The sequence below is a fragment of the Thermodesulfobacteriota bacterium genome (genome assembly GCA_040753795.1).
Classification (GTDB): Bacteria; Desulfobacterota; Desulfobacteria; order Desulfobacterales; family Desulfosudaceae; genus JBFMDX01.
Window position 1 is genome coordinate 165,065 of sequence record JBFMDX010000007.1, and the last position, 24,809, is coordinate 189,873.

The 24,809-nt window shown below is 56.1% G+C and carries 16 protein-coding genes; 14 read left to right on the forward strand and 2 right to left on the reverse strand.

Annotated elements, in window-relative coordinates; translation table 11 throughout:
* The first annotated feature begins 187 nt into the window (after nucleotides 1-187).
* On the forward strand, nucleotides 188-1,741 hold the full coding sequence (locus AB1724_10715) for a hypothetical protein (protein ID MEW6078275.1): 1,554 nt from the start codon (nucleotides 188-190) through the stop codon (nucleotides 1,739-1,741).
* Nucleotides 1,742-2,215: 474 nt separating this feature from the next.
* Here the strand turns inward: AB1724_10715 and AB1724_10720 are convergent, their stop codons facing one another.
* Together AB1724_10720 and bamE are read right to left on the reverse strand one after the other, a co-directional pair.
* Nucleotides 2,216-3,739, reverse strand: coding sequence for a sigma 54-interacting transcriptional regulator (locus AB1724_10720; protein MEW6078276.1), 1,524 nt, complete (start codon nucleotides 3,737-3,739; stop codon nucleotides 2,216-2,218).
* A gap of 210 nt (nucleotides 3,740-3,949) precedes the next feature.
* Nucleotides 3,950-4,273: an outer membrane protein assembly factor BamE gene (gene bamE / locus AB1724_10725; GenBank protein MEW6078277.1), complete on the reverse strand. Its 324-nt coding sequence runs from the start codon at nucleotides 4,271-4,273 to the stop codon at nucleotides 3,950-3,952.
* 235 nt (nucleotides 4,274-4,508) lie between these two features.
* Between bamE and glnD the strand changes: the two genes are divergently transcribed.
* From glnD to purF, 13 genes are all read left to right on the forward strand, one after another.
* Nucleotides 4,509-7,202, forward strand: coding sequence for a [protein-PII] uridylyltransferase (gene glnD, locus AB1724_10730; protein MEW6078278.1), 2,694 nt, complete (start codon nucleotides 4,509-4,511; stop codon nucleotides 7,200-7,202).
* 3 nt (nucleotides 7,203-7,205) lie between these two features.
* Nucleotides 7,206-8,540, forward strand: coding sequence for an ammonium transporter (locus AB1724_10735; GenBank protein ID MEW6078279.1), 1,335 nt, complete (start codon nucleotides 7,206-7,208; stop codon nucleotides 8,538-8,540).
* 15 nt (nucleotides 8,541-8,555) lie between these two features.
* Nucleotides 8,556-8,894, forward strand: a complete 339-nt coding sequence (locus tag AB1724_10740; protein ID MEW6078280.1) for a P-II family nitrogen regulator — start codon at nucleotides 8,556-8,558, stop codon at nucleotides 8,892-8,894.
* Between the two features lie 485 nt (nucleotides 8,895-9,379).
* Nucleotides 9,380-10,672: an ammonium transporter gene (locus tag AB1724_10745; GenBank protein ID MEW6078281.1), complete on the forward strand. Its 1,293-nt coding sequence runs from the start codon at nucleotides 9,380-9,382 to the stop codon at nucleotides 10,670-10,672.
* A 20-nt stretch (nucleotides 10,673-10,692) separates the two neighbouring features.
* Entirely contained in the window at nucleotides 10,693-11,031 is a 339-nt protein-coding gene (locus AB1724_10750) for a P-II family nitrogen regulator (GenBank protein ID MEW6078282.1), read from the forward strand.
* Nucleotides 11,028-11,462 (forward strand): gamma-glutamylcyclotransferase family protein, encoded by a 435-nt coding sequence (locus AB1724_10755; protein MEW6078283.1) that lies wholly within the window; start codon nucleotides 11,028-11,030, stop codon nucleotides 11,460-11,462. The genes AB1724_10750 and AB1724_10755 overlap by 4 nt, the downstream gene beginning before the upstream one ends.
* A 268-nt stretch (nucleotides 11,463-11,730) precedes the next feature.
* Nucleotides 11,731-13,143 carry a type I glutamate--ammonia ligase gene (gene glnA / locus AB1724_10760; protein MEW6078284.1) on the forward strand — a complete coding sequence of 471 codons (1,413 nt, stop codon included), beginning with the start codon at nucleotides 11,731-11,733 and terminating at the stop codon, nucleotides 13,141-13,143.
* 307 nt (nucleotides 13,144-13,450) lie between these two features.
* On the forward strand, nucleotides 13,451-16,303 hold the full coding sequence (gene glnE, locus AB1724_10765; protein MEW6078285.1) for a bifunctional [glutamate--ammonia ligase]-adenylyl-L-tyrosine phosphorylase/[glutamate--ammonia-ligase] adenylyltransferase: 2,853 nt from the start codon (nucleotides 13,451-13,453) through the stop codon (nucleotides 16,301-16,303).
* Between the two features lie 479 nt (nucleotides 16,304-16,782).
* Nucleotides 16,783-18,114 carry a glutamine synthetase family protein gene (locus AB1724_10770; GenBank protein ID MEW6078286.1) on the forward strand — a complete coding sequence of 444 codons (1,332 nt, stop codon included), beginning with the start codon at nucleotides 16,783-16,785 and terminating at the stop codon, nucleotides 18,112-18,114.
* A gap of 171 nt (nucleotides 18,115-18,285) precedes the next feature.
* Nucleotides 18,286-19,416, forward strand: coding sequence for a glutamate synthase (locus tag AB1724_10775; protein ID MEW6078287.1), 1,131 nt, complete (start codon nucleotides 18,286-18,288; stop codon nucleotides 19,414-19,416).
* Nucleotides 19,380-21,014, forward strand: coding sequence for a glutamate synthase-related protein (locus AB1724_10780; GenBank protein MEW6078288.1), 1,635 nt, complete (start codon nucleotides 19,380-19,382; stop codon nucleotides 21,012-21,014). The genes AB1724_10775 and AB1724_10780 overlap by 37 nt, the downstream gene beginning before the upstream one ends.
* Nucleotides 21,015-21,041: 27 nt before the next feature.
* Nucleotides 21,042-23,381, forward strand: coding sequence for an FAD-dependent oxidoreductase (locus tag AB1724_10785; GenBank protein ID MEW6078289.1), 2,340 nt, complete (start codon nucleotides 21,042-21,044; stop codon nucleotides 23,379-23,381).
* On the forward strand, nucleotides 23,362-24,783 hold the full coding sequence (gene purF, locus AB1724_10790) for an amidophosphoribosyltransferase (protein ID MEW6078290.1): 1,422 nt from the start codon (nucleotides 23,362-23,364) through the stop codon (nucleotides 24,781-24,783). The genes AB1724_10785 and purF overlap by 20 nt, the downstream gene beginning before the upstream one ends.
* Nucleotides 24,784-24,809 lie beyond the last annotated feature (26 nt).

Below are 24,809 nucleotides of genomic sequence, written 5' to 3' on the forward strand. Positions count from 1 at the left end.
TTGAAATTTAAAAGCAAGTTTTTTTTTCTTTCAATTCAGAAACAGATCGTCAAACCTCCCGACACACCCTTGGTCGCCTTGACCGCTCAAAAAATGCTTGACATATTTGCGGATTTTATTGTACATGCGTACAAAACAATCCAATGGTTCTTTTTCCCCAACCCTGGCATGAAAAGGAGACAACCCCATGCGACCTGCCGGAATTGCTATCCTCGTTCTTTCTTTTGTCTTTTGCCTGATGGGCGCATCGGCCGGCGCGGCCGATGCGGTTCAGGCGGCTTCCCCGGTTGAAACCAAAACGGAAAAACCGGTGCCGGTGATTTCGGCCCCCGACCAGTATTTCGACCCGGACCTGGAGAGCATTCTGGCGGTCAATGACCGCTCTCAATACGCGTTTCTTTCCCGTCTGACACCGGCCGAGCAGCAGGAACTGGCCCGGATGATCAAGAAACGGGTGGATGATGAAGCCGGGGTGGTGGTGTCCATCATGGCGGTGGTGTCCGGCTGGGTTCCGGCCATCATCAGCGCCCAGTTTGCCGACAAGATGGAACCGGCCACGGTAGCCCGCATTTCCGACAAGGTATCCGTGAAAAAGGCCATTGCCATCGCCGGTCACCTGGAGCCCGATTTTCTGGCCCGGGTGGCGGTCTACCAGGACCCGCGCAAAGTCACGGCGGTGGTGGAAGGGCTGGAAGATAAACAACTGGTGGAAATCTGCCGGATCCTCTTTGAACGAAAAGAGTACCGGGTGGTGGCCAAGTTCTCCGACGACCTGAGCCCGGCCAAACTTAAAAACGTGGCCGACAAAATCAACGACCCGGCCACCCTCATCGAGATCGCCCGACACATGCAAAACAGGACCAAGGTGGTGGAAACGTCGGCTTCCCTTTCCGACGACTACCTGCTGGGCTTCATGAACCTGCTCTCCAGCGGCGAAGACTATGACCTGGCGGCGGCCGTGGGCAGCGCCCTGGACGTGAAGCGGCAGGTCAGCCTGCTCAACCGCCTGGATCCGCAGAAGGCCGCTCTCCTGTCCTCCCATTATCCGCCGGAAACCATCGCCCGCATCATGGACAACCCCGACCCGGCCGTTCCGGAAAAGCAGATGATGGAAGTCACCCGGATCCTGATGGAGAGAAAAGAGTACCCGGTCATCGCCGGTTTTGCCGACGCGCTTTCCGTCGACAAGCTCAAGTATGTGACTGAAAAAATCAACGACCCGGACGGCCTGATGGAAATCGCGCGGCACATGAAAAACAAGGATAAAATGGTCCGCACGGCGGTGGCCCTGTCCGACGATTACCTGCTCGGTTTCATGGACCGGGTCTCCGGCGGCGATGATCTTGATCTGGCGGCCGCCGTGGGGCGTGAGCTGGACGTAAACCGTCAGGTCAGCATGTTAAACCGCATGGAACCGGGAAAAGCCGCCCTCCTGGCCTCCCACTACCCGCCTGAAACCATCGCCCGCGTGATGGAGCAGACCGACGACAAAACGCTGAAGGATATTGCCCAGCGCCTCTCGCCGGAGGTTATGGGCCGGGTATCCGGCGCCCTGAACCCGAAGGACATCAACCGCTTCATCAAGCTGGTCGACCGGCAGCAGCTCCTGGCCGCCCTGCCCCACATGGACCTGACAAAAATTCAGAGTGCCTGGCCTGACCTGACAGCCGAAACAAAAAACATCCTGCAGGATATGGGCAAGGATTATCCGCCATTGGCGGAAGCCATCGCGAAGATGTAGCAAACGAACAGGGTCCAATGATTCGAGGAGTCACGGGTACAAAACCAAGATCAAGGCGCGCAAGCTCCGAGGAATGAACGGCTAAAAAACAGAGTACCATCCAGAGACGAGCGTTTTCCCTTTATGTGGGAAATCGGGTTATACCAATCCCAAATCAAAGATGATCTCAAGGCGGCCAGGAGGAGGCGACGCAGACGTAAGGGGGAAGTGCGTCAACCTCGGTTTTTCGTCTGTAAGCCGGCAAAGCAAAAAGGCCAAGGTCAAGGCGCGCAAGCTCCGAGGAATGCAAGGCTAAAAAACAATCCCCCACCCAGGAATGAGCGTTTTCCGTTATGGATAAACACCGGGCTTATACCAATTTCAAATCAAAGATGATCTCAAGGCGGCCAGGAGGAGGCGACGCAGACGTATTGTAATACGTCGAGGAGCCGACGACGCAGCCAACGCAGAGAGCGCTTTGATTTGGAATTGGTATCAGCGGTAGTTTTTGTAATTGATGTTGTATCGCTGCGCCTTGTACGAAAACTTGCGGACGGTCGTGCCCAGCATCTCGGCCGCCCGCAGAACATTGCCCCGGGTGTTTTTCAGCGCGTCGATGAGCAGCTCCTGCTCCACCGTGGCGATGGCCTCTTCCAGGGTCCGGTTGGGCAGGGTGTTGGACTGTTCGCCGGTCTGGAGCGTGGGCGGCAGATGATAGCTGTGAATCACCCCGCCGTCGCACAGCAGCACGGCCCGCTCGATGCAGTTTTCCAGCTCCCGGACGTTGCCCGGCCAGTGATAGCTCATGAGCATGTCGATGGCCGGGGTGGACAGGCGCTTGATCTTCTTTTTGTTTTCGGTGGCATACTTTTCCAGAAAATACTCGGCCAGCAGCGAAACGTCGGTCTTGCGCTCCCGCAACGGCGGCAGGTAGACGGGAAAGACGCACAGCCGGTAATAGAGGTCCGCCCGGAAGGTGCCCTCCTCCACGGCCGCCTCCAAATTCTTGTTGGTGGCGGCGATGACCCGGACATCGGTTTTGATGGTCCGGTGGCTGCCCACTCGCTCGAACTCTTTTTCCTGAAGCACGCGCAGCACCTTGGCCTGGGCGTCTAAGTTCATGGAGCCGATCTCATCCAGGAACAGGGTGCCCTTGTGGGCGACCTCAAATTTCCCCTGGGTTTGCCGCACGGCGCCGGTAAAGGCGCCTTTTTCGTGTCCGAACAGTTCGCTTTCCAGCAGGTTCTCGGGAATGGCGGCGCAGTTGACCTTGACAAAGGGGCGGTCGGCCCGGTCGCTGTTGTAATGGATGGCGTTGGCCACCAGCTCCTTGCCGGTGCCGCTTTCCCCGCGCAGAATGACGGTGGCGTTACTGCGGCAGACCCGGGAGACCATCTGGTAAACCTCGCGCATCTTGTTGCTGTTGCCGATGATGCTGGTAAAACTGTATTTGCGCTCCAGCTCATCCTGCAACCGCTTATTTTCATCCTCCAGCCGCTCCCGGTCGGCGCGAATATTTTCCAGATTGACCACATGCTGGGCGATCATGGTGGCCACCACCGAGAGCAGACGGCTGCCTTCGGTCAGGGAATAGCCGGGATCATAGGGCTTGTCCACGCTCAAGGCGCCGACAATCTGCCGCCCTTTCTTAATGGGAACGCAGATGAACGACAGCTCCTGCTCGCCCTTGCCTCGCCTGGCCTCGGTGCGGTTGAGAAACCGGGGTTCAGCACTGATCTTGGCCACCTCGACCGGCCGGCCGGACCGGATCACCTCACCGATAATGCCCTCCCCGATTTTATACTTGCCTTTTTCCATGGCGCTCTTGGATATGCCGTGGGCCACCACCATACTGATTTCTTCGCGGCCGGGATTCAAAATGGCGACGCTGCCGCGTTCCATGCCCATCTGATCGGCCAGGATGCCCATAACCGTATAAAGCGACTTTTCCAGATCCAGGTGCTCACCCAGCGCCTTGCTGATTTCGTAAAACAGGGTAATTTTTTCAATTTCTTTCATCATCGCCGGAACGCCTTGAAATTACAAATTTGTTAAAAAACCATCCTTTTTTGTTAAATAGCCTTTAGCGCTTTAAAAAGCAAACCAAAACAGATAGACATGCGTGGCAAAGAAGAACGCGGAGACCGAACGGGGGAAAACAATAAAAAAAACCGCGATTCAGGCAAAGGGCGTTGGGTTCTCCGTGCGGGGAACCCAACGCCGGATGAATCAGCGCTTGCCTTCTTCGGTTGTATTGAATGAATAGGAATAGACCGTGTTGTCCTTGTTAAAGGTAACAACCAGGTCCTTGGTGTCGGCCGGCCCGAAAAGACGGTACTTGTAATATCCATAGGTCCATGTTTTCTTACCGTTTTCCAGACCGGTGCGCCAGGGGTTGCCGAGCAGGTTGCAGACATCTTCGGCGGTGGTTTCATTGACCACGATCTCTTTAACGGCTCCCGACTCGAAATTCTTGCCCACGGTGGCGCAACCCGCCATCAGAAGAACAAGCCACAGACACACGACCACACCCGACAGTTTTTGTATTTTCATCTGCCCTATCCTTTTTATTGTTGTCATTGATGGTAAATGCCGGTAACCAGCCCAATGGTTTTCTTTTATCATGATTGCCGGGTAGTCTATCAATACCTTTTTATTGGTTTTACATCATAATTACAAAAAAGTCGTTTTTTTTCTCATCCGCGCGGTAAGCATTCCGAGGCAAAGCATAAAATCGTATAAAATTATAGGGTTGTATTTTTGGCACGCCTGTTGCTGATTATCCGGCATGAACAAAAAAGCAGCCGGCGCTCCGGAGGCCGTCCATAGTCCGTCCGAGCGCCTGAAAAAGGGACGGGATCAGTTGATTTCCTTGTTTTTTGAAAAAGGGAAGTCCACGGATTTCCTTGTTCATCATGCCGCCCTCCTGGACCAGTATTTTATCGAATGTTTTGAAGCCAGCCAGGTCGGTCCCCGCATGGCGTTCCACAAAAAACCTTATGCCATGATCGCCCTGGGCGGGTATGGCCGCCAGGAGCAGTGCCTGCATTCGGATATCGATATTCTGCTGCTTTTTGAAAAAAACGTACCGCCCCAGGCGGAACAACTGATCCGGGAAATTCTTTATCCCCTGTGGGATCTGGGCTTTGAAGTCGGCCACGCCACCCGCTCCATCAAAGACTGCCTGAAACTGGCCGCCAATGATCTCGATGTCCTGACCGCCCTGCTGGATGCCCGGTTTCTATGCGGCATGTCCACCCTCTACGCCCAGCTCCGGGAACGCCTGAATCTTTCCCTGACCGGCTCCCGGGCCAGAAAGATCGTGGCCGGCCTGATTGAACGCAACCATGAACGCCATGGCCGGTTCGGGGATTCCAGCTACCTGCTGGAACCCAACCTCAAGGACGGTCAGGGCGGATTACGGGACTATCATACCCTGTTGTGGATCGCCCGGGTCCAGTTGAAAATCATCCAGCCCCGCGACCTGGAGTTCATGGGCTTTCTCTCCTGCGAGGAGTTCCAGCACCTCAACCTGGCCCTGGATTTTATCTGGAAAGTCAGAAATCATCTGCACCGTCTGACGCAGCGGAAATTCGACCAGCTTTATTTTGAGCATCAGCAAACCCTGGCCGCGCTATTAAATTTCCACAACTCCCACGGGCAGCTGGCGGTGGAACGCTTTCTGGGAAAACTCCACTCGGAAATGGCGTTTATCAAGGAGACCAACCTGACCTTCCTGGCCGAAGCATCCTCCCCGCGGCCGTCCCTGCTGAGAAAAGGAAGCAGAGGCAAAACGGACATCAACGGTCTTAAGATCGAGAACAACCAGATGGGCTTTGTTTCCACGGAACATATTCTCCGGCAGCCCGAGCTGCTGCTGCGGATCTTTGAAGAAAGCGGCCGGCTGAAAATCCCCTTGAGCTGGGAGGCCCGGCGGGTGGTCCGGGAATTTTCCTACCTGGCGGACAAGCGGTTTCGGTCCGACCCCCGACACGTAAAAATTTTCGAAAAAATACTGCAAACGCCGGCCGGCTCTTTCAACGCCCTCAGCGCCATGCTCCAGACCGGCTTTCTGGAACGGTTCATACCGCCGGTCAGAGCCATCAAGGACCGCATCCAGTATGACGGTTACCATCTGTTTCCCATCGACCGCCATTCCCTGCGGACCGTCCGGATCATTAAAGCGTTCGCGACTGAAGCCGCCGACGCCGGCCTGCTGGACGACTTGTACCGAGAACTCGGCAAACGAAAAACCATTCTGCTGTGGGCGGCCCTGCTGCATGACATCGGCAAGGGACGGGCCGGCGGCGGACATTCGGAAAGAGGCGCCCGGATCGCCTCCCGTATCCTGAAACATATGGGTTACGCGCCGGACGTGGTGGAAACCGTCGCCTTTCTCATTGAAAACCACCTGTTTCTCGTTGAGACCGCCACCCGCCGGGACACCAATGACGAGGAAACCGCCATTTCCTGCGCCCGGAAAATCAAGGACCCCAGGCGACTCAAAATGCTCTACCTGCTGACCGTGGCCGACTCCATGGCCACCGGACCCAAAGCCTGGAACGACTGGACGGCGGAACTGCTGCGGGATCTCTTTTTTAAAATTTTGAACATTCTGGAAAAAGGAGAGCTGGCCTCGTCTAAGGCACTGGAAACGGTGGATCGGAAAAAACCGGCCCTGCTGGCCGCCGTTTCCGGCAAAGAAAAAGCTCTTCTGGAAACCCACCTGGAGGTTCTTTCCCCGCGATATTTTCTGTACACGGAAGCGCAGGCCATTGTTGACCACATGCGCCTGTCTCATCAGCTTGCGGATCAACCGTTCGTCTGGCGGATCGATGCCGGCCGCAATCCCAACACCCGCACGGTGACCATCTGCGCCAAGGACCGGCCCGGCCTCTTTTCAAAAATGGCGGGCGTCTTTACCCTAAACGGCCTGGACATCCTGGAAGCCGAAATCTACACCTGGAAAAACAATATCGCCCTGGATATTTTCACGGTGCGGCCGCCGGCGGACCTGGTGTATGAACATCAGCGCTGGGAAAAAGCCGCCGGCCACCTGCGGGCGGCCCTGGCCGGCGAACTGGACCTGGCCCGGTCCCTGGCCGACCAGCAGAACGGCTTCAAACCGAAGGACTGCTACGTCGCCCGGCCTCACCGCGTCGTCATCGACAACCGCACCTCGAGTTTTTTTACTATCATCGAGGTCTTCACCCGCGACTGCCCGGGACTGCTCTTTTACATCACCGACACCCTGTTCCGCCACAAGCTGGATGTTCGGGTGGCCAAAATCGGCACCAAAATCGACCAGGTGGTGGACGTTTTTTATGTCCGGGACCGGGACGGCCAGAAGGTTGACGACCCGGATCAAATTGAAGGCCTGAAGCAGGACATCGATCAGGTGCTGGCAGCGCTGCTGCCGCCTTGTCATGCGCTGCGCGCGGCGGCAAAACCGACAACAATAAACATGGAGGGAGGGAATTAAAAAATGAAAAAAAGATTCTCGCTGATGCTGGCGGAACTCTTGCTCTTATTGACGCTGCCGGGCGTCCTGCCGGCCGCGGAAGGGGAAATCGATACCGGCACCACCTGCTGGATGCTGACTTCCACCGCCCTGGTGCTGCTGATGGTGCCGGGGCTGGCCATGTTTTACGGCGGCCTGGTCCGAACGAAAAACGTTCTCGGCACCATGATGCACAGTTTTGTCGCCATGTCCCTGATCGGTATTCTCTGGGTGGTGGTCGGCTACTCGCTGACGTTCGGCAAAAATGTTCTCGGCGGCCTGGTCGGCTGGAACAATGATTATTTCATGTTGCGGGGCATCGACGACAGCGTCGTCAGCGGCGTGCCGGAATACGTCCTGGCCATGTTCCAGGGCAAATTCGCCATCATCACGCCGGCCCTGATCAGCGGCGCCCTGGCCGAACGGGTTTATTTCCGCGGTTACACGCTGTTTATCTCCCTGTGGTTTCTCCTGGTTTACTGCCCCCTGTGCCACTGGGTCTGGGCTCCGGATGGCTGGTTGTTCAATGCCGGCGCGGCCGGCGTCATCGACCTGGCCGGGGGCACGGTCATTCATGTCTCGGCCGGGTTCAGCGCCCTGATCATCGCCCTGCTGCTCGGCAGCCGCAAAGGATATCCAAAAACGCCCATGATACCCAACAACATGGTCATGACCATGATGGGCGCGGGCCTGCTATGGGTCGGCTGGTTCGGTTTCAATGCCGGTTCCACCGTGCAGAGCGGGCTGGACACGGCCCGGGCGCTGACTATGACCCAGATTTCCGCGGCCAGCGGGGCGTTGACCTGGATCATCATCGAAGCCCTGATTTACCGCAAGGCGACCTCCCTGGGTTTTGTCTCCGGGATCCTGGCGGGACTGGTGGCCATCACCCCGGCCGCGGGCGTGGTTCAGCCCGGCGGCGCCATGTTTCTCGGCGCCTGCTCATCCATCGCCTGTTACTACGCGTTAAGGGCCAAGGCAAAATTCGGATATGACGACAGCCTGGATTGTTTCGGCATTCACGGGGTGGGCAGCGGCCTGGGCGTACTGTTGCTGAGCTTTTTTATCCGCGACAGCTGGATGGCCAAGGCCGCGTCCGCGGCGGGCGGGTCATGGACGGCCGGGGACCAGTTCCTGATTCAGATGCTCGGAATGGGCGCAGCCATCGCCATTGCCGCCGTCGGCACGGTGATCATCTATTTTCTGGTGGAAAAATCCGTGGGATTCCGTATAAGTGAACAGAAAGAGGTGGAGGGCCTTGACCAGTCCCTGCACGGTGAAAACGGCTACGGCCTGGTTCACTCGGATTTTGTAAAATAACAGGAGAGCAGAAACATGAAAAAGATCGAAGCGATCATCAAGCCGTTCAAACTCGATGATGTCAAGGCGGCCCTGAACGACCTCGGGGTTCAGGGCATGACCGTGACGGAAGTCAAGGGCTACGGCCGGCAGAAGGGACACACCGAAATCTATCGCGGCGCGGAATACGTGGTCGACTTTGTGCCCAAGGTTAAGATCGAGATCGTCATCCCGGCGGACATGACCGACAAGGTGGCGGCCGCCATCGCGGCCGCGGCCAAGACCGGCAAGCTCGGGGACGGCAAAATCTTTGTCTCCCCCGTGGAGCAGGCCATCCGGGTCCGCACCGGCGAGACCGGCGAAAACGCCATCTGATAACGGTTTCGCATCGGACGCCCGCTTCAGGGCGCTCTGGTTGTCCGCGCCGCCGGCTCCCTGAAGGCATGGCCATACCCAGCAGCGGCCAGGAAAAAGAACCCAACGCCTTCTTGCCGCTTTTGCCGCGACAACCTTTTTATAAAGAGACCGGTCCATGATATCTCATGGGCCGGTCTCTTTATTTGAAGGCCCGGCTTTTCTTCTTTCTCAATCCCCCGGATATTTGAAGGCCCCCCATCCGCCCGATTCACCGCCGCGACGGCCCGGCCATTTAAACACATAAATGTATTTTCATATATTCGATATTACATAATTGTATTTCACTGTGGCAACAAAAGCGGCCGGGGGATGCACTGAAAATCTCATAATTACAATATTTTAAAAAAATCATTTGCCTGCCGCCGAACTCGGCACAGGCATTGCTCTTACGGATAAACAACGCGCGCTTTCAACCAACACGTAATGAAAAGGAGAAGAAGAAAATGAAGAAGCGAATTTTCATGTTACTCACGGGCTTGTTGATTCCGCTGTCTCCGGCTTTTGCCGCGGAGGCAGCTCTGGACACCGGCGACACGGCCTGGATCATCGTGGCCACTGCCCTGGTCATGATGATGACCCCGGCCGGGCTGGCGCTTTTTTACGGCGGCATGTCCCGGAGCAAAAACCTGCTCAACACTTACGGCATGACTTTTGCCGCTTATTGCCTGGCCAGCCTGGTCTGGGTCTGCTGGGGATACACCCTGGCTTTCGGTCCGGACCGGGGCGGCCTGATCGGCGGCCTGGATTTTCTATTTCTAAAAGGCATCGCGCCGGACACGCTGACCGGCACTATTCCGACTTACGTGTTCATTCTGTTCCAGCTGACCTTCGCCGCCATCACCGTGGCGCTGGTGCTGGGGTCCATCGTCGACCGCATGAAATTTTCCTCCTGGCTGGTCTTTTCCCTGCTCTGGCTGACCTTCGTGTACAGCCCGGTGGCCCACTGGGTCTGGGGCGGGGGCTGGATGGCGAAAATGGGGGCCCTTGATTTCGCCGGCGGCAACGTGGTCCACATCAACGCCGGCGTCGCCGGGCTGGTGCTGGCCCTGGTGCTCGGCAAGCGGGAAGGGTTCGGCCGCGAGGCCATGTTCCCCTCCAGCATCGCCCTGACGGCCCTGGGCGCCGCCCTGCTGTGGTTCGGCTGGTTCGGATTCAACGCCGGAAGTGCCCTGGCGGCCAACGGCATCGCCGGTTCGGCCTTCCTGGTCACCAACACCTCCGCCGCCATGGCGGCCGTATCCTGGATGGTGGCCGAGTGGCTGGTCAGCAGGAAGCCGACGGTGCTGGGTATCGCCTCCGGCGTGGTCGCCGGACTGGTGGCCATCACGCCCGCGGCGGGGTTTGTCACCCTGCCGGCCTCCCTGGTCATCGGCCTGGTGGCGGGCGTGCTCGGATTCTACAGCGTTTCCAAGCTCAAGCATAAAATCGGCTACGACGATTCCCTGGACGCTTTCGGCGTTCACGGCATCTGCGGCATCTGGGGCGCGCTGGCCACGGGTCTTTTCGCCAGCCCCTCGGTCACGGCCAGCGCCAGCGGCCTGTTTTACGGAAACCCCAGGCAGGTTTTGATTCAGGGCCTGTCCATCGCGGCGACCATCGGCTTTACCGCCGTGGCCACGCTGGTCATGGTCTTCATTACCAAAATAATTACCGGCGGCCTGCGGGTAACCCGGGATGATGAAATGATGGGGCTTGACAGCGCCATCCACGGCGAAAGAGCATTTGAACTGGATTAATATATTAAGGAGACAGCATCATGAAAAAAATCGAAGCGATCATCAAGCCGTTCAAGCTGGATGACGTCAAGGCGGCCTTAAATGAGATCGGGGTGCAGGGATTGACCGTAACGGAAGTCAAGGGGTTCGGCCGGCAGAAGGGTCATACCGAAATCTATCGCGGCGCGGAGTACGTGGTGGACTTTGTGCCCAAGGTAAAAATTGAAGTCGTGGTTCCGGCGGACATGGCGGACAAGGTGGTGGCCGCCATAGAAACCACCGCCAGAACCGGCAAGCTGGGCGACGGGAAAATTTTTGTCTCTCCCGTTGAACAGGCCCTCCGCGTCAGAACCGGAGAGACAGGGGAGAACGCCATTTGATATCTGCTGCTAAAGGGCAGGATTTTTTTGCATACGGAACCTTGATGTGTGAAGACATAATGGAAGAGGTCTCAGGATGCCGCTTGTCTTGTCTCGTCGGAAAGGTGTGGGGCTATAGTCGACGGGCAGTCAAGGGAGAGTATTATCCGGCTCTTGTTCCGGATGGTGAAGGATGTGTCGAAGGTGTCGTTTACCGGAATTTGCCTGTTTCGGCATGGGCCCGCCTGGATCGATTTGAGGGTGAGATGTACATGCGCCAATGTGTAAAGATCGAGTTGAAGCAAGGAACGACGCTTCTTGCCGCGACCTACGTCGTGCAGCCGGCATTTGTGGATTCTCTCGAGGCGTCTGAGTGGCGTTTTGAGGACTTTCTCCGTAACGGCAAGGCGCTTTTCCGGAAAACGTATAGGGGATACAGGAAACTATCCTGACAAATATGTAATATTTTGAATTTTGAAATCACAGAAATGTAGGCATGAAAATTGTTTAGAGTATCCGAAATTAAGCGGTTTTTTAATTATACCAGCGGGATATTTAACATTAGGCCTATGGCATAGCTATTGCTTTATGTAATGCAGTATTGTCGGTGTTTGTGCATGAAGCCACCGCATCAGGAAAAAGAATATAGGTTAGCGTGCCTTCGCTTTTTTAGACAAGCATGACGGACGGACTGTAAAAAACATTTAAGGAGAACTGATCATGACACCAAAAGAAGTATTGCGTATGGCAAAAGAAAATAAGTCAAAGGTCCTGGATGTCCGCTTTATGGATTTCCCCGGAGTCTGGCAGCATTTTTCCGTACCCATCGGCGAACTTGAAGAATCAAGTTTTGAGGACGGATTCGGTTTCGACGGTTCCAGTATCCGCGGCTGGCAGGCCATCAATGAAAGCGACATGCTGGTTGTTCCGGATGCCACAACCGCCAAGATGGACCCCTTTTGCGTTGAACCGACACTTGTGCTCATCGGCAACATTGTCGATCCGATTACCAGAGCGTCCTATTCCCGTGACCCCAGAAATATCGCCAGGAAGGCAGAGGCTTTTCTGAAAAGTACCGGTATCGGTGACACCGCCTTTATCGGTCCTGAAGCGGAGTTTTTTATTTTTGATGATATCAAATATGCTTCCGCCTCGAATATGGCTTACTATGAGATCGACTCGATCGAGGGCACCTGGAATACCGGCCGGGAAGAAGGGCCCAACCTGGGATACAAACCCAGACCTAAAGAGGGCTACTTCCCGGTTCCGCCGTTGGATAAATTTCAGGACCTGAGAACGGAAATGATGCTTATCCTTCAAGATCTGGGTATCGACATGGAATGTCAGCATCATGAAGTGGCCACCGCCGGGCAGGCTGAGATCGACATGCGGTTCAAACCGCTGCTTCAGATGGGTGATCAGTTGGCATGGTTCAAATATGTTTTAAAGAACGTGGCCTATAAGCATGGCCATACCGTAACCTTTATGCCCAAACCCCTGTTCGGTGATAACGGTTCGGGTATGCATACCCACTTGAGCATCTGGAAAGACGGCAAGCCGCTGTTCGCGGGAAACAAATATGCCGGCGTATCCCAGGAAGCACTGTATGCCATCGGCGGGATTTTAAAACACTGCAAGGCCCTGTGCGCGATCACGAACCCCACCACCAACTCATACAAGAGACTGGTTCCGGGCTTTGAGGCCCCTGTCAACCTGGCTTACTCCAGCCGCAACAGAAGCGCGGCCGTGCGTATTCCCATGTATTCCAACTCACCCAAAGCAAAACGGATCGAATTCCGTACGCCCGATCCGTCCTGTAACGGTTACATGGCCTTCTCGGCCGTACTCATGGCGGCTATTGACGGCATCCAGAACAAGATTGATCCGGGTGATCCGCTTGATAAGAACATCTATGATCTTCCCAAAGAAGAACTGGCCAACATCGAATCCGCCCCGGGTTCCCTGGACGAAGCCCTGAACGCGCTTGCTAACGATCACGAATTTTTGATCAAGGGTGACGTATTTACCAAAGACGTCATTGAGACCTGGATTGATTATAAGATAAACAGCGAAGTCAATCCCGTCAGACTCCGGCCCCATCCCCATGAGTTCCACCTTTATTATGATATATAAATAAAAAACCGTTTGATCGTCTGGGGGTGAAGCTTCACAATTGTGAACCTTCACCCCTTTTTTTGTTTTGATCAGGCTGCATATTCCTGTAACAAGAAGCATTTCAATAATTTTTTTAATATCGACCTTATGCATAACCCTTCGTCCGCGATAGCATGGCCTGAGTAATACCTACAGATCCATTTACAGGCCAAACTGCTTTTGTTATAAGTATTATATAGAAAACAGAAACTTATCGACATAACGAGCACGCATGACATCACGATTACTGCTTCCGGAAGTGCTGACATCTGAAGGCCGCAATAAAATGGCCGCTTTCACACAAAAATTTGCGGAAAAAGCAGGCCACTTTCAATTAAGTGAAAGACAAGCTGCTGAGGCAGAAAAAGTATTTTTGTTCAGTGAATTTGTGTATCGGACGGTAATGAACACCCCTGAATTCCTGGCTGATCTTTTCCAAAGCGGTGATTTGAACCGTTCATATCATGACCGGGATTTTTTTTCGCGTGTTCAACAGGTGACTGCTCCTGCCCGGGACGATGAAGAAATCGGCAGTGCCTTGAGGCGTATCCGACAGCGTGAAATGATTAGAATCGCCTGGCGCGACCTTTGCCGGAAAGCCGACCTTTTCGAGACGCTGAAAGATCTTTCCTCCTTTGCCGACGCCTGCATACAAAGCACTGTTCTCAGGCTGCACTCTTTTCTTGAAAAGGAATTCGGCACGCCTGTTTCTTCAGGCGGGGCAGAATATCAACTAATCACCCTCGGCATGGGCAAGCTGGGCGCCCAAGAACTCAATTTTTCATCTGATATCGATCTGGTCTTTGTTTATCCCGATGACGGTGAAACGGGATTATCCCCGGGCAGCAATGTTGCAACGCCGCCCCGACACGCCATAACCAATGAAGATTTTTTCACCCGGCTGGCCAGGCGATTGACAAAAGTCCTGGGCCAGGCCACAGACGAGGGGATCGTCTTTCGGGTCGACCTCAGACTTCGTCCCTATGGTGACTCAGGGCCGGTCGTGATGAGCATCGATGCCATGGAAGACTATCTGGTTGCCCAGGGGAGGGAATGGGAGCGGTATGCCTATATTAAAGCTCGTGCCATAACAGGGAACACAAAAGACATTATCCGGCTTAAGGAAATCCTGCATGCTTTTGTTTTCCGTAAACATCTTGATTATGCAAGTTTTGATTCCTTAAGAGATATGAAGCAGAGTATTGTCACGGAGATAAAAAGAAAGGGGTTGAAAAATAACATCAAAATAGGGACCGGCGGAATCAGGGAGATCGAATTTTTCGGCCAGATTTTTCAGCTGATTCGTGGCGGCGTGGAACCAGCTTTAAGGGAAAGAAAAATCTTTGAAGTACTGGAACTTCTTGTTGAAGGCGGCCATATTCCTCAGACCGTCAGCCGGGAATTGAAAGATGCGTATACATTTCTCAGGTATACCGAACATCGGCTTCAGGAGTATGCGGACGCCCAAACCCATACCCTTCCCAGAGATAACGCGGGAAAAGCCCGACTGGCGGCATCGATGGGGTTTAACGACTGGCGTGATTTTCTTCCTGTTCTAGACAGTCACATGGCAAAGGTCCACCATCATTTTACACAGATTCTTGGTGTTTCAGAGCCCCCCCTGCCGTCCGACCAATTGGATCTGTTACTTTTAAATGCCTGGAAAAATTTCGAGTATAAAGAGCAGGCCGTCAAGGATTTAGGCCAAGCCGGATTTGACATGCCCGAACACATTTACCGGATGATCGACCATTTAAGAACGCACTCCCATACCCGGACGTTAAGCCGTGAAGGAAGAGAAAGGGTCAACAAGCTCATCCCGGTTATTTTAAAAAAAACACTGCTACAGGAAAACGCGGAAAGATTGCTCAACAAGCTTATCGATCTTGTCCTGACGATTGAAAAACGCACCTGCTACATCGCGCTTCTCAACGAAAACCCTTCAGTCATCGATCATCTGATAAAGCTAACCAAGGAAAGCCCCTGGATCATTTCCTATTTAACCCAGCATCCGGTTCTCCTTGACGAACTACTGGATAACCGGATCATTTCCGTCCCGCCTGAAAAAGATAAAATGTCAAAAGAATTGAAGGCGCGGCTTCAAAAAATTTCGATTGCCGATCTTGAAGACATGATCGTCGAAACGTGTATTTTCAAGCAGGTCAATACGTTTCGTGTGGCCGCATCTGACGTCAGTGGCGCCTTCCCGCTGATGAAGGTAAGCGATTATCTCACGGACATTGCGGAGGTGATCCTCGAAATCGTATATCGCATCATCTGGAATGAGCTTACGAAAAAACACGGATTCCCCTCACAGGCCCATCACAGGAGAGACAGCGATACTGACTTCGTCGTTATCGGGTTCGGCAAGCTGGGCGGGATTGAACTTGGTTACGGCAGTGACCTGGATCTGGTGTTTATTCATGCCGGGGACAGCGGCCGCACCACCGGAAGAGACCAGCCCGTCGACAATGCGCATTTTTACTACCGCCTGGGGCAGAAAATCATCCATTTTTTAACAACCCGAACGACTGCCGGCCGTTTATATGAAGTGGATATGCGACTCCGGCCCAACGGAGATGCCGGCATGATTGTCAGCCATATATCATCATTCGGTGAATATTATGAGAACAACGCCTGGACATGGGAACATCAGGCCCTGGTCAGGGCCAGGCCAATATGCGGGGACCAGGCGCTTTTTGACCGGTTTAAAAGCATCCGCAAGGCGGTCCTCTGTAAAAAAAGGAACCGGTCAGCACTTCTTGAAGAAGTCAATTCCATGCGTGAAAAAATGCGAGCCGAACATGGCAATAGGGACAGCAACCTATTTGATCTCAAGCAGGACAAAGGGGGGATCATCGACATTGAATTTCTTGTTCAGTATCTTGTCCTGGCCAATGCCCATGAGCATCCGGAATTATCACGATGGACCGATAACATCAGGCTTCTGGAAACCATGGCGGAGCATGGTATCCTTGACGTTGAGTCAGCCGGACGTTTAAAAAAGTCATACGTCGCCATGCGGGCACAAATTCACAAATTAAATCTTCAGGAAAAACCGTCCGTTGTGCCTGCTGTTGACTTTGCAGATTACAGATCGGCCGTTTCAGAACTTTGTAAAACGTATTTGGTCGATTAACCATGAACGATTATTTAGAAAATAACGTTTTTGCATTAAGCGACGGTCAAGAGACACCGAAAAACAAATACCTGCTTTGAAAGTCAATAAGCGACTAAAAAAGACTGCTGAAAGCCCGCTATAACCCTACCCGCAGAGATCGATATCCAGCAGCATAAATTTGAAGATCCCGCCTTATGCCTGCCGGCGGCCAAAAGCCGCCGGCGGGCTTTTATGGTCTTGCCCGACCGGTGACGGTAAGTCCGGCCACCTACAACGGGAGAAACATTGGAAGACAATTACGTAATATTTTTTTTAAAAAAATTACGTAATTGTCTTACGCTCCGGCCTGGCCGTGCCGTCGGTGTTGTTAAAATTGTCGTTATTTTATATGGTTATTCGTCTGGCACGCATATTGCTCAAATATTGACTAAACACGCGACATCGGATAAAAGTGGTTAAACCCTTTTTACTATAACGACGCGAGAGGACAGAAAATGATGAAATGCAAAACAGCAGCCGATGTAAAAAAAATCGTCAAGGAAAAAAATGTCAGCTTTATCCAGTACTGGTTCACCGACGTGCTGGGGCGGTTGAAAAGCTTCGCCATTACCCCGGATGAGCTGGATGAAGGCATGGAGGAAGGCATGGGCTTTGACGGGTCATCCATCGAGGGCTTCTGCCGGATTCACGAAAGCGACATGATCGCCAAGCCCGATCCCACCACCTTTCAGTTCGTTCCCTGGCGGGGAGAAAACGACCGGCCGGTGGCCCGCATGTTCTGCGATGTTCTTACCCCGCACGGCGAACCGTACGAGGGTGATCCGCGCTATGTTTTCAAGCGTCTTCTGGCCCAGGTGGCCAAGAAAGGGTACTCCTTTTTCCTGGGTCCGGAGCTGGAGTATTTTTATTTCGCCGACAACACCGGCACCAAAATTCTGGACAAAGCCGGCTACTTTGATGCCCGCCCGACGGACATGGGCGGTGATCTGCGGCGCCAGACCATCTTCGCCCTCCAGTCCATGGGCATCCGGGTGGAATACAGCCATCACGAGGTGGCCCCCAGCCAGCACGAAATCGACCTGCGCTATGCCGAAGGGCTGACCATGGCCGATATCACCATGACCTACCGGCTGGTGGTCAAGGAAATCGCGCATAAAAACGGCGTTCACGCCACCTTCATGCCCAAGCCGATGTTCGGTGAAAATGGCAGCGGCATGCACGTTCACCAGTCTCTGTGGAAAAACGGCAAGAACGCATTTTACAGCGCCAAGGACAAATACCATCTGTCCGAAACGGGCAAGCACTATATCGCCGGTATCCTGAAACACGCGCCCGAAATTATCTCCGTGACCAACCAGTGGGTCAACTCTTACAAACGCCTGGTGCCGGGATATGAAGCCCCGGTGTATGTCTCCTGGGCCAACCGCAACCGCTCGGCCATGGTCCGGGTGCCCATGTATAAACCCGGCAAAGAAGCGGCCACCCGCATGGAATTCCGGGCGCCCGACCCCTCCTGCAACCCCTACCTGGCCTTCTCGGTCATGCTGGGCGCGGGCCTGAAGGGCATCGAGAACAAGTATCCCCTGCCGGAACCCATTGAAGAGGATATTTTCGAAATGTCCCCGGAAGAGCGGGCCGAAAAAGGCATCACCGAACTGCCGGGCAACCTCTATGCCGCCATCAAGGAAACGGAGAAGAGTGAGCTGGTTCGGGATATCCTGGGCGAACACATATTCAACAAGTTCCTTGAAAACAAAAAAGTGGAATGGGATCGCTACCGGACCCATGTCAGCCAGTTTGAGTTAGAGGAATACCTGCCGAAACTGTAGCGCAGGCCAAGACAACTCCTCCGCGGAAACGGGGTCGGTGGCGAAGTGATTCGACGCCGGCCCCGTTTTGTGCGAATATATGAGAGATTGACGAAATAAGCGCTTTACTTTCCTTTTAAAAAATTGGAGAACACACCGTAATTTTTTTGACGGGAAGGAAGACAATCAACCATGTGCCGGTTATTCGCCATCACCAGTGAAACCCCGCTGTCCCCTATCGTGGCGCTGGAAGCGCTGGACGTCATGAGGGAGGGCCACGACGGCTCCGGCGTCGGCCTTTTTTTACGGGACCTCGGCGGGCCGTTTGAAAAAATCAAAAACTCCCCGGTGCTGTCGGGTATCTTCACCGCCGACGGCCTGCGCCGGCTGGACCATTTTATGATGGACATCGGCTTTCTGACCAAGCATAAAATATCCATCAAGATTCCCAAAGCCCAGCCCCAGGGAATCCCCCGGCGTGACGTGTACCTGATCCGGGCCTATGAATATCCCGATGAGTGGGATAAATTGACCTGGGAGGAGACCCAGAACCGGCTGACCCGGATCCGGCTGCAGCTGGTGGAAATGGGCAGTGAAAAAGAGGACATGGTGGTCTTTTCCTTCTGGCCGGACGTGATCATGATCAAGGAAATCGGCGACCCCCTGACCGTGGCCCGGTACCTGGACCTTGACCGGGAGGAACTGCACGCCCGGGTAATCATGGCCCAGGGACGGCAGAACACCAACTATGCCATCAACCTGTATGCCTGCCACCCCTTTTTCCTGCACGGGTACGCCACCATGACCAACGGTGAGAACACCGCCTTTGTCCCCATCAAGGAATATTTGATGTCCCGGGGGTTTGACGGTTATTCGGGTTTTTATTCCGACTCCGAGGTCTTTACCCATATCCTGCACTACACCATGGAAAGGCTCGGCCTGGGGATAGACGCCTACAAGCATATCATCACCCCCCTGCAGGACGAGGACATCGCGCGGCATCCCAGCGCCGCCCTGCTGAAGCAGTTGAAACAAACCTGCCGCCGGCTGATCATCGACGGCCCCAACTGCACCATCGGCTGCCTGCCGGACCACTCCCTGTTCATGGCCCAGGACAGGAAAAAACTGCGCCCGGGCGTGGTCGGAGGGTACCCCGGCCGATACGCTTTTTCTTCGGAAATCTGCGGCCTTGACGCCGTTCTGCCCTACCGGGATAAAAGCCGGGACATTCAACCCATGCATTTGGATACCGCCCTGGTGGGACCGGATCGCAAGGAGATTCAATTATGTCGTCAAACGGAAGCATTGGACCTTCCCAATTAAGCATCAAGGACCTGCCCTGGCAGATCGTATGGGACAAGGAAAAGTGCGCCCTCTGCGGCAAGTGCACGGCCGTCTGCCCGGTCCGCGCCCTGGAGCTGGGCGTGTTTCAGAAGCGGGCCATCACGCCGGTCATCGATATCCGCCAGGCCTCGGCCAGCAGCTTTTCCGTCTACTACGGCATCCGCCAGAAGACGGCCCCGGAAAACGCCTGTATCGGCTGCGGCATGTGCAGCCTGGTCTGTCCCAATGACGCCATCCTGCCGGTTCGCGGTGACGAGGCCGACAAGCTGGTCTTTCACATCAATCAGGGCGGGGCGCCCCGGCGACGCGGCGGCCGCCGCAACGCGCCCGGCGGCATTCTGGACCGCATCAAGTTCATCCGCATTTCCATGCTGACCGACCCGGCCCTGGATGCCGGCCGCCACGAATTTGAATTCCGCACCCTGCTGGGACGGGTGCTGACGCCGGAAGAGAACCTGCGTCATCTGAAAGAAAACGGCTGGATTCCGCCGGTCCGGGAAATCTATCCCCTGATCATCGGCGGCATGTCCTTCGGCGCCCTCTCGCCGCCCATGTGGGAAGGCCTGCAGATGGGCGTAGCCTACCTGAATGAGGAAATGCACATGCCGGTGCGCATGTGTACCGGTGAAGGCGGCTGCCCGCCCCGGCTGCTGCGCAGCCGTTTCCTGCAGTATGTCATCCTGCAGATCGCCAGCGGCTACTTCGGCTGGGACGAGATCATTCACGCCATTCCGGAAATGAAGGTCGATCCCTGCGCCGTGGAAATCAAGTACGGCCAGGGCGCCAAGCCCGGCGACGGCGGCCTGCTCATGTGGAACAAGGTCAACAAACTCATCGCCGCCATCCGCGGCGTTCCGGAAGGCGTCAACCTGCCCAGCCCGCCCACCCACCAGACCAAATACTCCATCGAGGAGGCGGTGGCCAAAATGATCCAGTCCATGTACATGGCCTGGGGCTTCCGGGTGCCGGTGTATCCGAAAATTTCGGCCACCTCCACCACCCTGGCGGTGCTCAACAACCTGACCCGGAACACCTACGCCGCCGGCCTGGCCATCGACGGTGAAGACGGCGGCACCGGCGCGGCTTACAACGTGTCCTTGAACACCATGGGTCATCCCATCGCCAGCAACATCCGGGACTGCTACCAGAACCTGGTACGGCTGGGCATGCAGAACGAACTGCCCCTGTTCGCCGGCGGTGGCGTCGGCAAGAGCGGCAACCTGGCGGCCAACGCCGCCGCCCTGATCATGCTCGGCGCCAGCGGGGTCCAGACCGGCAAATACATCATGCAGGCCGCCGCCGGGTGCCTCGGCTCCGAGTCCGACCGCTGCAATATCTGCAACGTCGGCCTCTGCCCCAAGGGCATCACCTCCCAGGATCCCCGGCTGTACCGCCGCCTGGACGCGGAGCAGGTGGCCCAGCGAGTGGTGGACGTATTCGTCAGCTTTGATACGGAATTTAAAAAAATAATCGCGCCCCTGGGACGGTCCACCTCGCTTCCCATCGGCATGTCCGATGCGCTGGGCATCGACGACCAGGCGGCGGCGGAACGGTTGCAGATCAAATATGTGGTGTAGTCAGAGAAAACGCGGGAGAAACCATTCATGAGCAGTCCTGGTTTTTATCTTATCTCCGGGAAGGATAACGGTATCCGTATCGAATCCCGGGTTATGGAAGAACGCTTGCAGCAGGCGGTGGAGCGGGGCGAGCGGCGGATCGCCGTGGAGGCCTTCGGTCAGCACGGCATCGGCGGACGCCTGTGGAAGGCGGGCAGCGAACCGGTCCGGGTGAAAATCACCGGCCAGGCCGGCCAGCGGGCCGGCGCCATGGGGTTTCCCAACACCTTTATCGAGATCATGGGGCCCGCTTCCGACGACGTCGGCTGGCTGAACGCCGGCGCGACCATTGTCGTCCACGGTCAGGCCGGAAACGGCGTAGCCAACGCCATGGCCCAGGGGAAAATTTACGTGGCCGGCAATATCGGTTCCCGGGGCATGACCATGACCAAACACAACCCCCGTTTCGCCCCGCCGGAATTATGGGTTCTGGGATCGGTCGGCGACTATTTCGGCGAATTCATGGCCGGCGGCATCGCCGTGGTCTGCGGCGTCGATCCCCAGACGCCGGACAACGTCCTGGGCTACCGGCCACTGGTCGGCATGGTCGGCGGCAGCGTTTATTTCCGCGGGCCGCATGGCGGATACAGCGCCGCCGATGCCGACATCCGCGCCCCTTCCGACGAAGACTGGCGGTGGCTTTGCGAAAACATGGCCGCTTTTCTTTCCAGCATCAATCGCGCCAACCTGCTGGAACGACTTACCGTCCGCGACGAATGGCAGTTGCTTACGGCCCGTGGCCCCGGTGAGAAGAAAACATCAAGCCCGCGATCCATGGCCGATTTCCGGTCCGGCACCTGGGACAGGGAGCTGGGAAAAGGCGGCCTGATCGGCGATCTGACCACCATCGCACGGGACCCCATTCCTTTGATTACCACCGGGGTGATGCGACGGTATGTTCCTGTCTGGGAAAACCGGCGCTTTCGGGCCCCCTGCCAGGCGGCCTGCCCGGCCGGCATTCCGGTCCAGGAACGTTGGCGCATGATCCGCGACGGCCGGATGGATGAGGCCGTTGAACTGGCCCTGGACTACACCCCTTTTCCGGCTTCGGTCTGCGGCTATTTATGCCCCAACCTCTGCATGGACGGCTGCACCCGCACCTCCTCCCTGATGAAACCGGTGGATGTGTCCCTGCTCGGCAGGGCCAGCATCAAGGCGGTGACGCCGGCTCCGGCTCCGAAGACCGGTCGCAGGATCGCCGTGATCGGCGGCGGTCCGGCCGGCATCTCCGTGGCCTGGCAGTTAAACCGCCAGGGGCATGAGGCGGTGATTTACGATACCGAAAAAGTCCTCGGCGGCAAGATGACGGCGGTGATCCCGGAATCCCGAATTCCCGGAGACGTGCTCGCCGCTGAAATCGACCGGGTCCGGCAGGTCATCCCGCAGGTGCATCTTCAGCGGAAACTGACCAAAAAACAGATCGAACAGATTAAAAAGGAATCCGACTACGTGGTGCTGGCCACCGGCGCCTGGAAGCCCCGGTCGATTCCCGTTCCCGGAAAGGAACGACTGATCACGGCCTTAAACTTTCTGGCCGACGCCAGATCCGGAAAACAAAAGCCCGGAAAACGCGTCGTCATTATCGGGGCCGGCAACGTGGGCTGCGACGTGGCCACCGAGGCCCATCGCCTGGGAGCGGAGCAGATTACGCTGATCGACGTGCAGCAGCCGGCCTCCTTCGGCAAGGAGCGGGAGGCGGCCGAGGCTATCGGCGCCCGGTTCCGCTGGCCCTGTTTCACCAAGGAAATCACCGCCGGGGGCGTGGTGCTCGACAGCGGCGAACTGATCCCGGCCGATACCGTGGTCATCTCCATCGGCGACGCGCCGGAAACGGATTTTCTGCCCGCCTCCGTGACCCTGGCAGGCGGTTTTATCCGGGTTGACGACTATTACCGGACTTCCGATGAGAAGATCTTCGCCATCGGCGACATGGTCAAACCCGGCCTGCTGACCGACGCCATCGGCGCCGGCAGGCGGACGGCCGAGACGATCAATGCCCTGCTGGCGGGGAAAACCCCGGCCGCGGTTGACAACCGGCCGACCATTGACAAGCGCCGGGTGCACCTGGCCTATTTTGATCCGCGGCTGTCGTCCTTCACGGACACCGGCCAGTGCGGTTCCCAGTGCGCCTCCTGCGGCGACTGCCGGGACTGCGGCATCTGCGTCGCCGTCTGTCCGCGGGCGGCCATCAGCCGTAAGGAAACGTTGGATGAAACCGGGTATGCCTATGTGGTGGATGAAAACCTGTGCATCGGGTGCGGCTTCTGTGCCGGAGCCTGCCCGTGCGGCGTATGGGGAATGACAGCCAATGAACCGCTTGACATGTAACATGGACAAACCCCGGGAGGCCTGCGGCGTCTTCGGCATTCACGCCCACCCCGAAGCCGGTAAGATCACCTATTTCGGCCTGTATGCCCTGCAGCACCGGGGCCAGGAGAGTGCCGGCATCGCCGTGGCCCGGAACCGCTGCATCACCACCCACAACGGTATGGGCCTGGTCTCCGACGTCTTCCGCATGGACCACCTGGAAAAGCTTAACGGCGGCAGCGCCATCGGCCATGTCCGCTATTCCACCACCGGCAGCTCCACCCTGGTCAACACCCAGCCCCTGACCGTCCATTACATGAACAACGATTACGCCCTGGCCCACAACGGCAACCTGGTCAACGCCCATATTTTAAAACAGGAACTGGAGCAGGACGGGTCCATCTTCCGCTCCACCATGGACAGCGAACTGGCCCTGCATATTTTCATCAAAAATCTGAAATTCGGCTTTGAACAGGCCCTGCTGAACATGGTCGCCCGCATTAAAGGCGCCTACTCCTTTGTACTGCTGACCGGCCGCGGCGAGGTCGTCGGCATCAAGGATCCCAACGGTCTGCGGCCCCTGTGCCTGGGAATGCTGAACGGCCATTACGTACTGGCCTCGGAATCCTGTGCCCTGGACCTGCTTCAGGCGGAATTTGTCCGCGAACTGGAGCCCGGCGAGATCGTCATCATCGACGATACCGGTATCCGCAGCCTGTTCGGCGAGCCGCCCCGGCGACGGACCTTCTGCATTTTCGAATACATCTATTTCGCCCGGCCGGACAGTACCATTTACGGCCGCAATGTTTATCAGACCCGCAAGGCCCATGGCCGGCAACTGGCCAGGGAAGCGCCGGTATCGGCCGACCTGGTCATGCCCTTTCCGGATTCCGGCAATTACGCCGCCCTGGGCTACTGCGAGGAGTCCGGCCTGCCTTACGAGATCGCCATGATCCGCAATCATTACATCGGCCGGACCTTCATCCAGCCGACCCAGAACATGCGCGACTTCGGCGTGCGGATCAAGCTCAACCCGGTCCGGGAACTGTTAAAGGGAAAAGAAATCATCATCATCGAGGATTCCATCATCCGGGGAACCACCGCCCGCACCCGCATCAAAGCCCTGCGGGAACTGGGCGTCAAAAAAATTCACATGCGCGTCAGTTGCCCGCCGCACCGGTTCCCCTGCTATTACGGCATTGATTTTTCCACCCGGGGCGAGCTCATCGCCGCCACCAAGACGGTCAGGGAACTCGAGTCCTTTATCGGCCTGGACTCCCTGCACTACCTTTCCCTGGAAGGGCTGCTGGAATCGACCACTGCCGGCAGCCCGGCGGAAAAAGAGCAATTCTGCAAGGCCTGTTTTGACGGCCAATACCCGGTGCCTATCGAGGCCGGGGTATCCAAGGGGTGCCTGGAATAGAGAGCTTTGGGGTTTGTGTCGCAACC

Excerpts from the sequence above, each read along its gene's own strand:
- bamE (MEW6078277.1), bottom strand. The coding sequence starts at position 4,273 with ATGAAAATACAAAAACTGTCGGGTGTGGTCGTGTGTCTGTGGCTTGTT.
- glnE (MEW6078285.1), top strand. The coding sequence starts at position 13,451 with ATGGCCGCTTTCACACAAAAATTTGCGGAAAAAGCAGGCCACTTTCAA.
- AB1724_10735 (MEW6078279.1), top strand. The coding sequence starts at position 7,206 with ATGAAAAAAAGATTCTCGCTGATGCTGGCGGAACTCTTGCTCTTATTG.
- purF (MEW6078290.1), top strand. The coding sequence starts at position 23,362 with ATGAACCGCTTGACATGTAACATGGACAAACCCCGGGAGGCCTGCGGC.
- AB1724_10785 (MEW6078289.1), top strand. The coding sequence starts at position 21,042 with ATGAGCAGTCCTGGTTTTTATCTTATCTCCGGGAAGGATAACGGTATC.
- glnD (MEW6078278.1), top strand. The coding sequence starts at position 4,509 with ATGAACAAAAAAGCAGCCGGCGCTCCGGAGGCCGTCCATAGTCCGTCC.
- AB1724_10720 (MEW6078276.1), bottom strand. The coding sequence starts at position 3,739 with ATGAAAGAAATTGAAAAAATTACCCTGTTTTACGAAATCAGCAAGGCG.
- AB1724_10780 (MEW6078288.1), top strand. The coding sequence starts at position 19,380 with ATGTCGTCAAACGGAAGCATTGGACCTTCCCAATTAAGCATCAAGGAC.
- AB1724_10745 (MEW6078281.1), top strand. The coding sequence starts at position 9,380 with ATGAAGAAGCGAATTTTCATGTTACTCACGGGCTTGTTGATTCCGCTG.
- AB1724_10775 (MEW6078287.1), top strand. The coding sequence starts at position 18,286 with ATGTGCCGGTTATTCGCCATCACCAGTGAAACCCCGCTGTCCCCTATC.
- AB1724_10740 (MEW6078280.1), top strand. The coding sequence starts at position 8,556 with ATGAAAAAGATCGAAGCGATCATCAAGCCGTTCAAACTCGATGATGTC.
- AB1724_10750 (MEW6078282.1), top strand. The coding sequence starts at position 10,693 with ATGAAAAAAATCGAAGCGATCATCAAGCCGTTCAAGCTGGATGACGTC.
- glnA (MEW6078284.1), top strand. The coding sequence starts at position 11,731 with ATGACACCAAAAGAAGTATTGCGTATGGCAAAAGAAAATAAGTCAAAG.
- AB1724_10770 (MEW6078286.1), top strand. The coding sequence starts at position 16,783 with ATGAAATGCAAAACAGCAGCCGATGTAAAAAAAATCGTCAAGGAAAAA.
- AB1724_10715 (MEW6078275.1), top strand. The coding sequence starts at position 188 with ATGCGACCTGCCGGAATTGCTATCCTCGTTCTTTCTTTTGTCTTTTGC.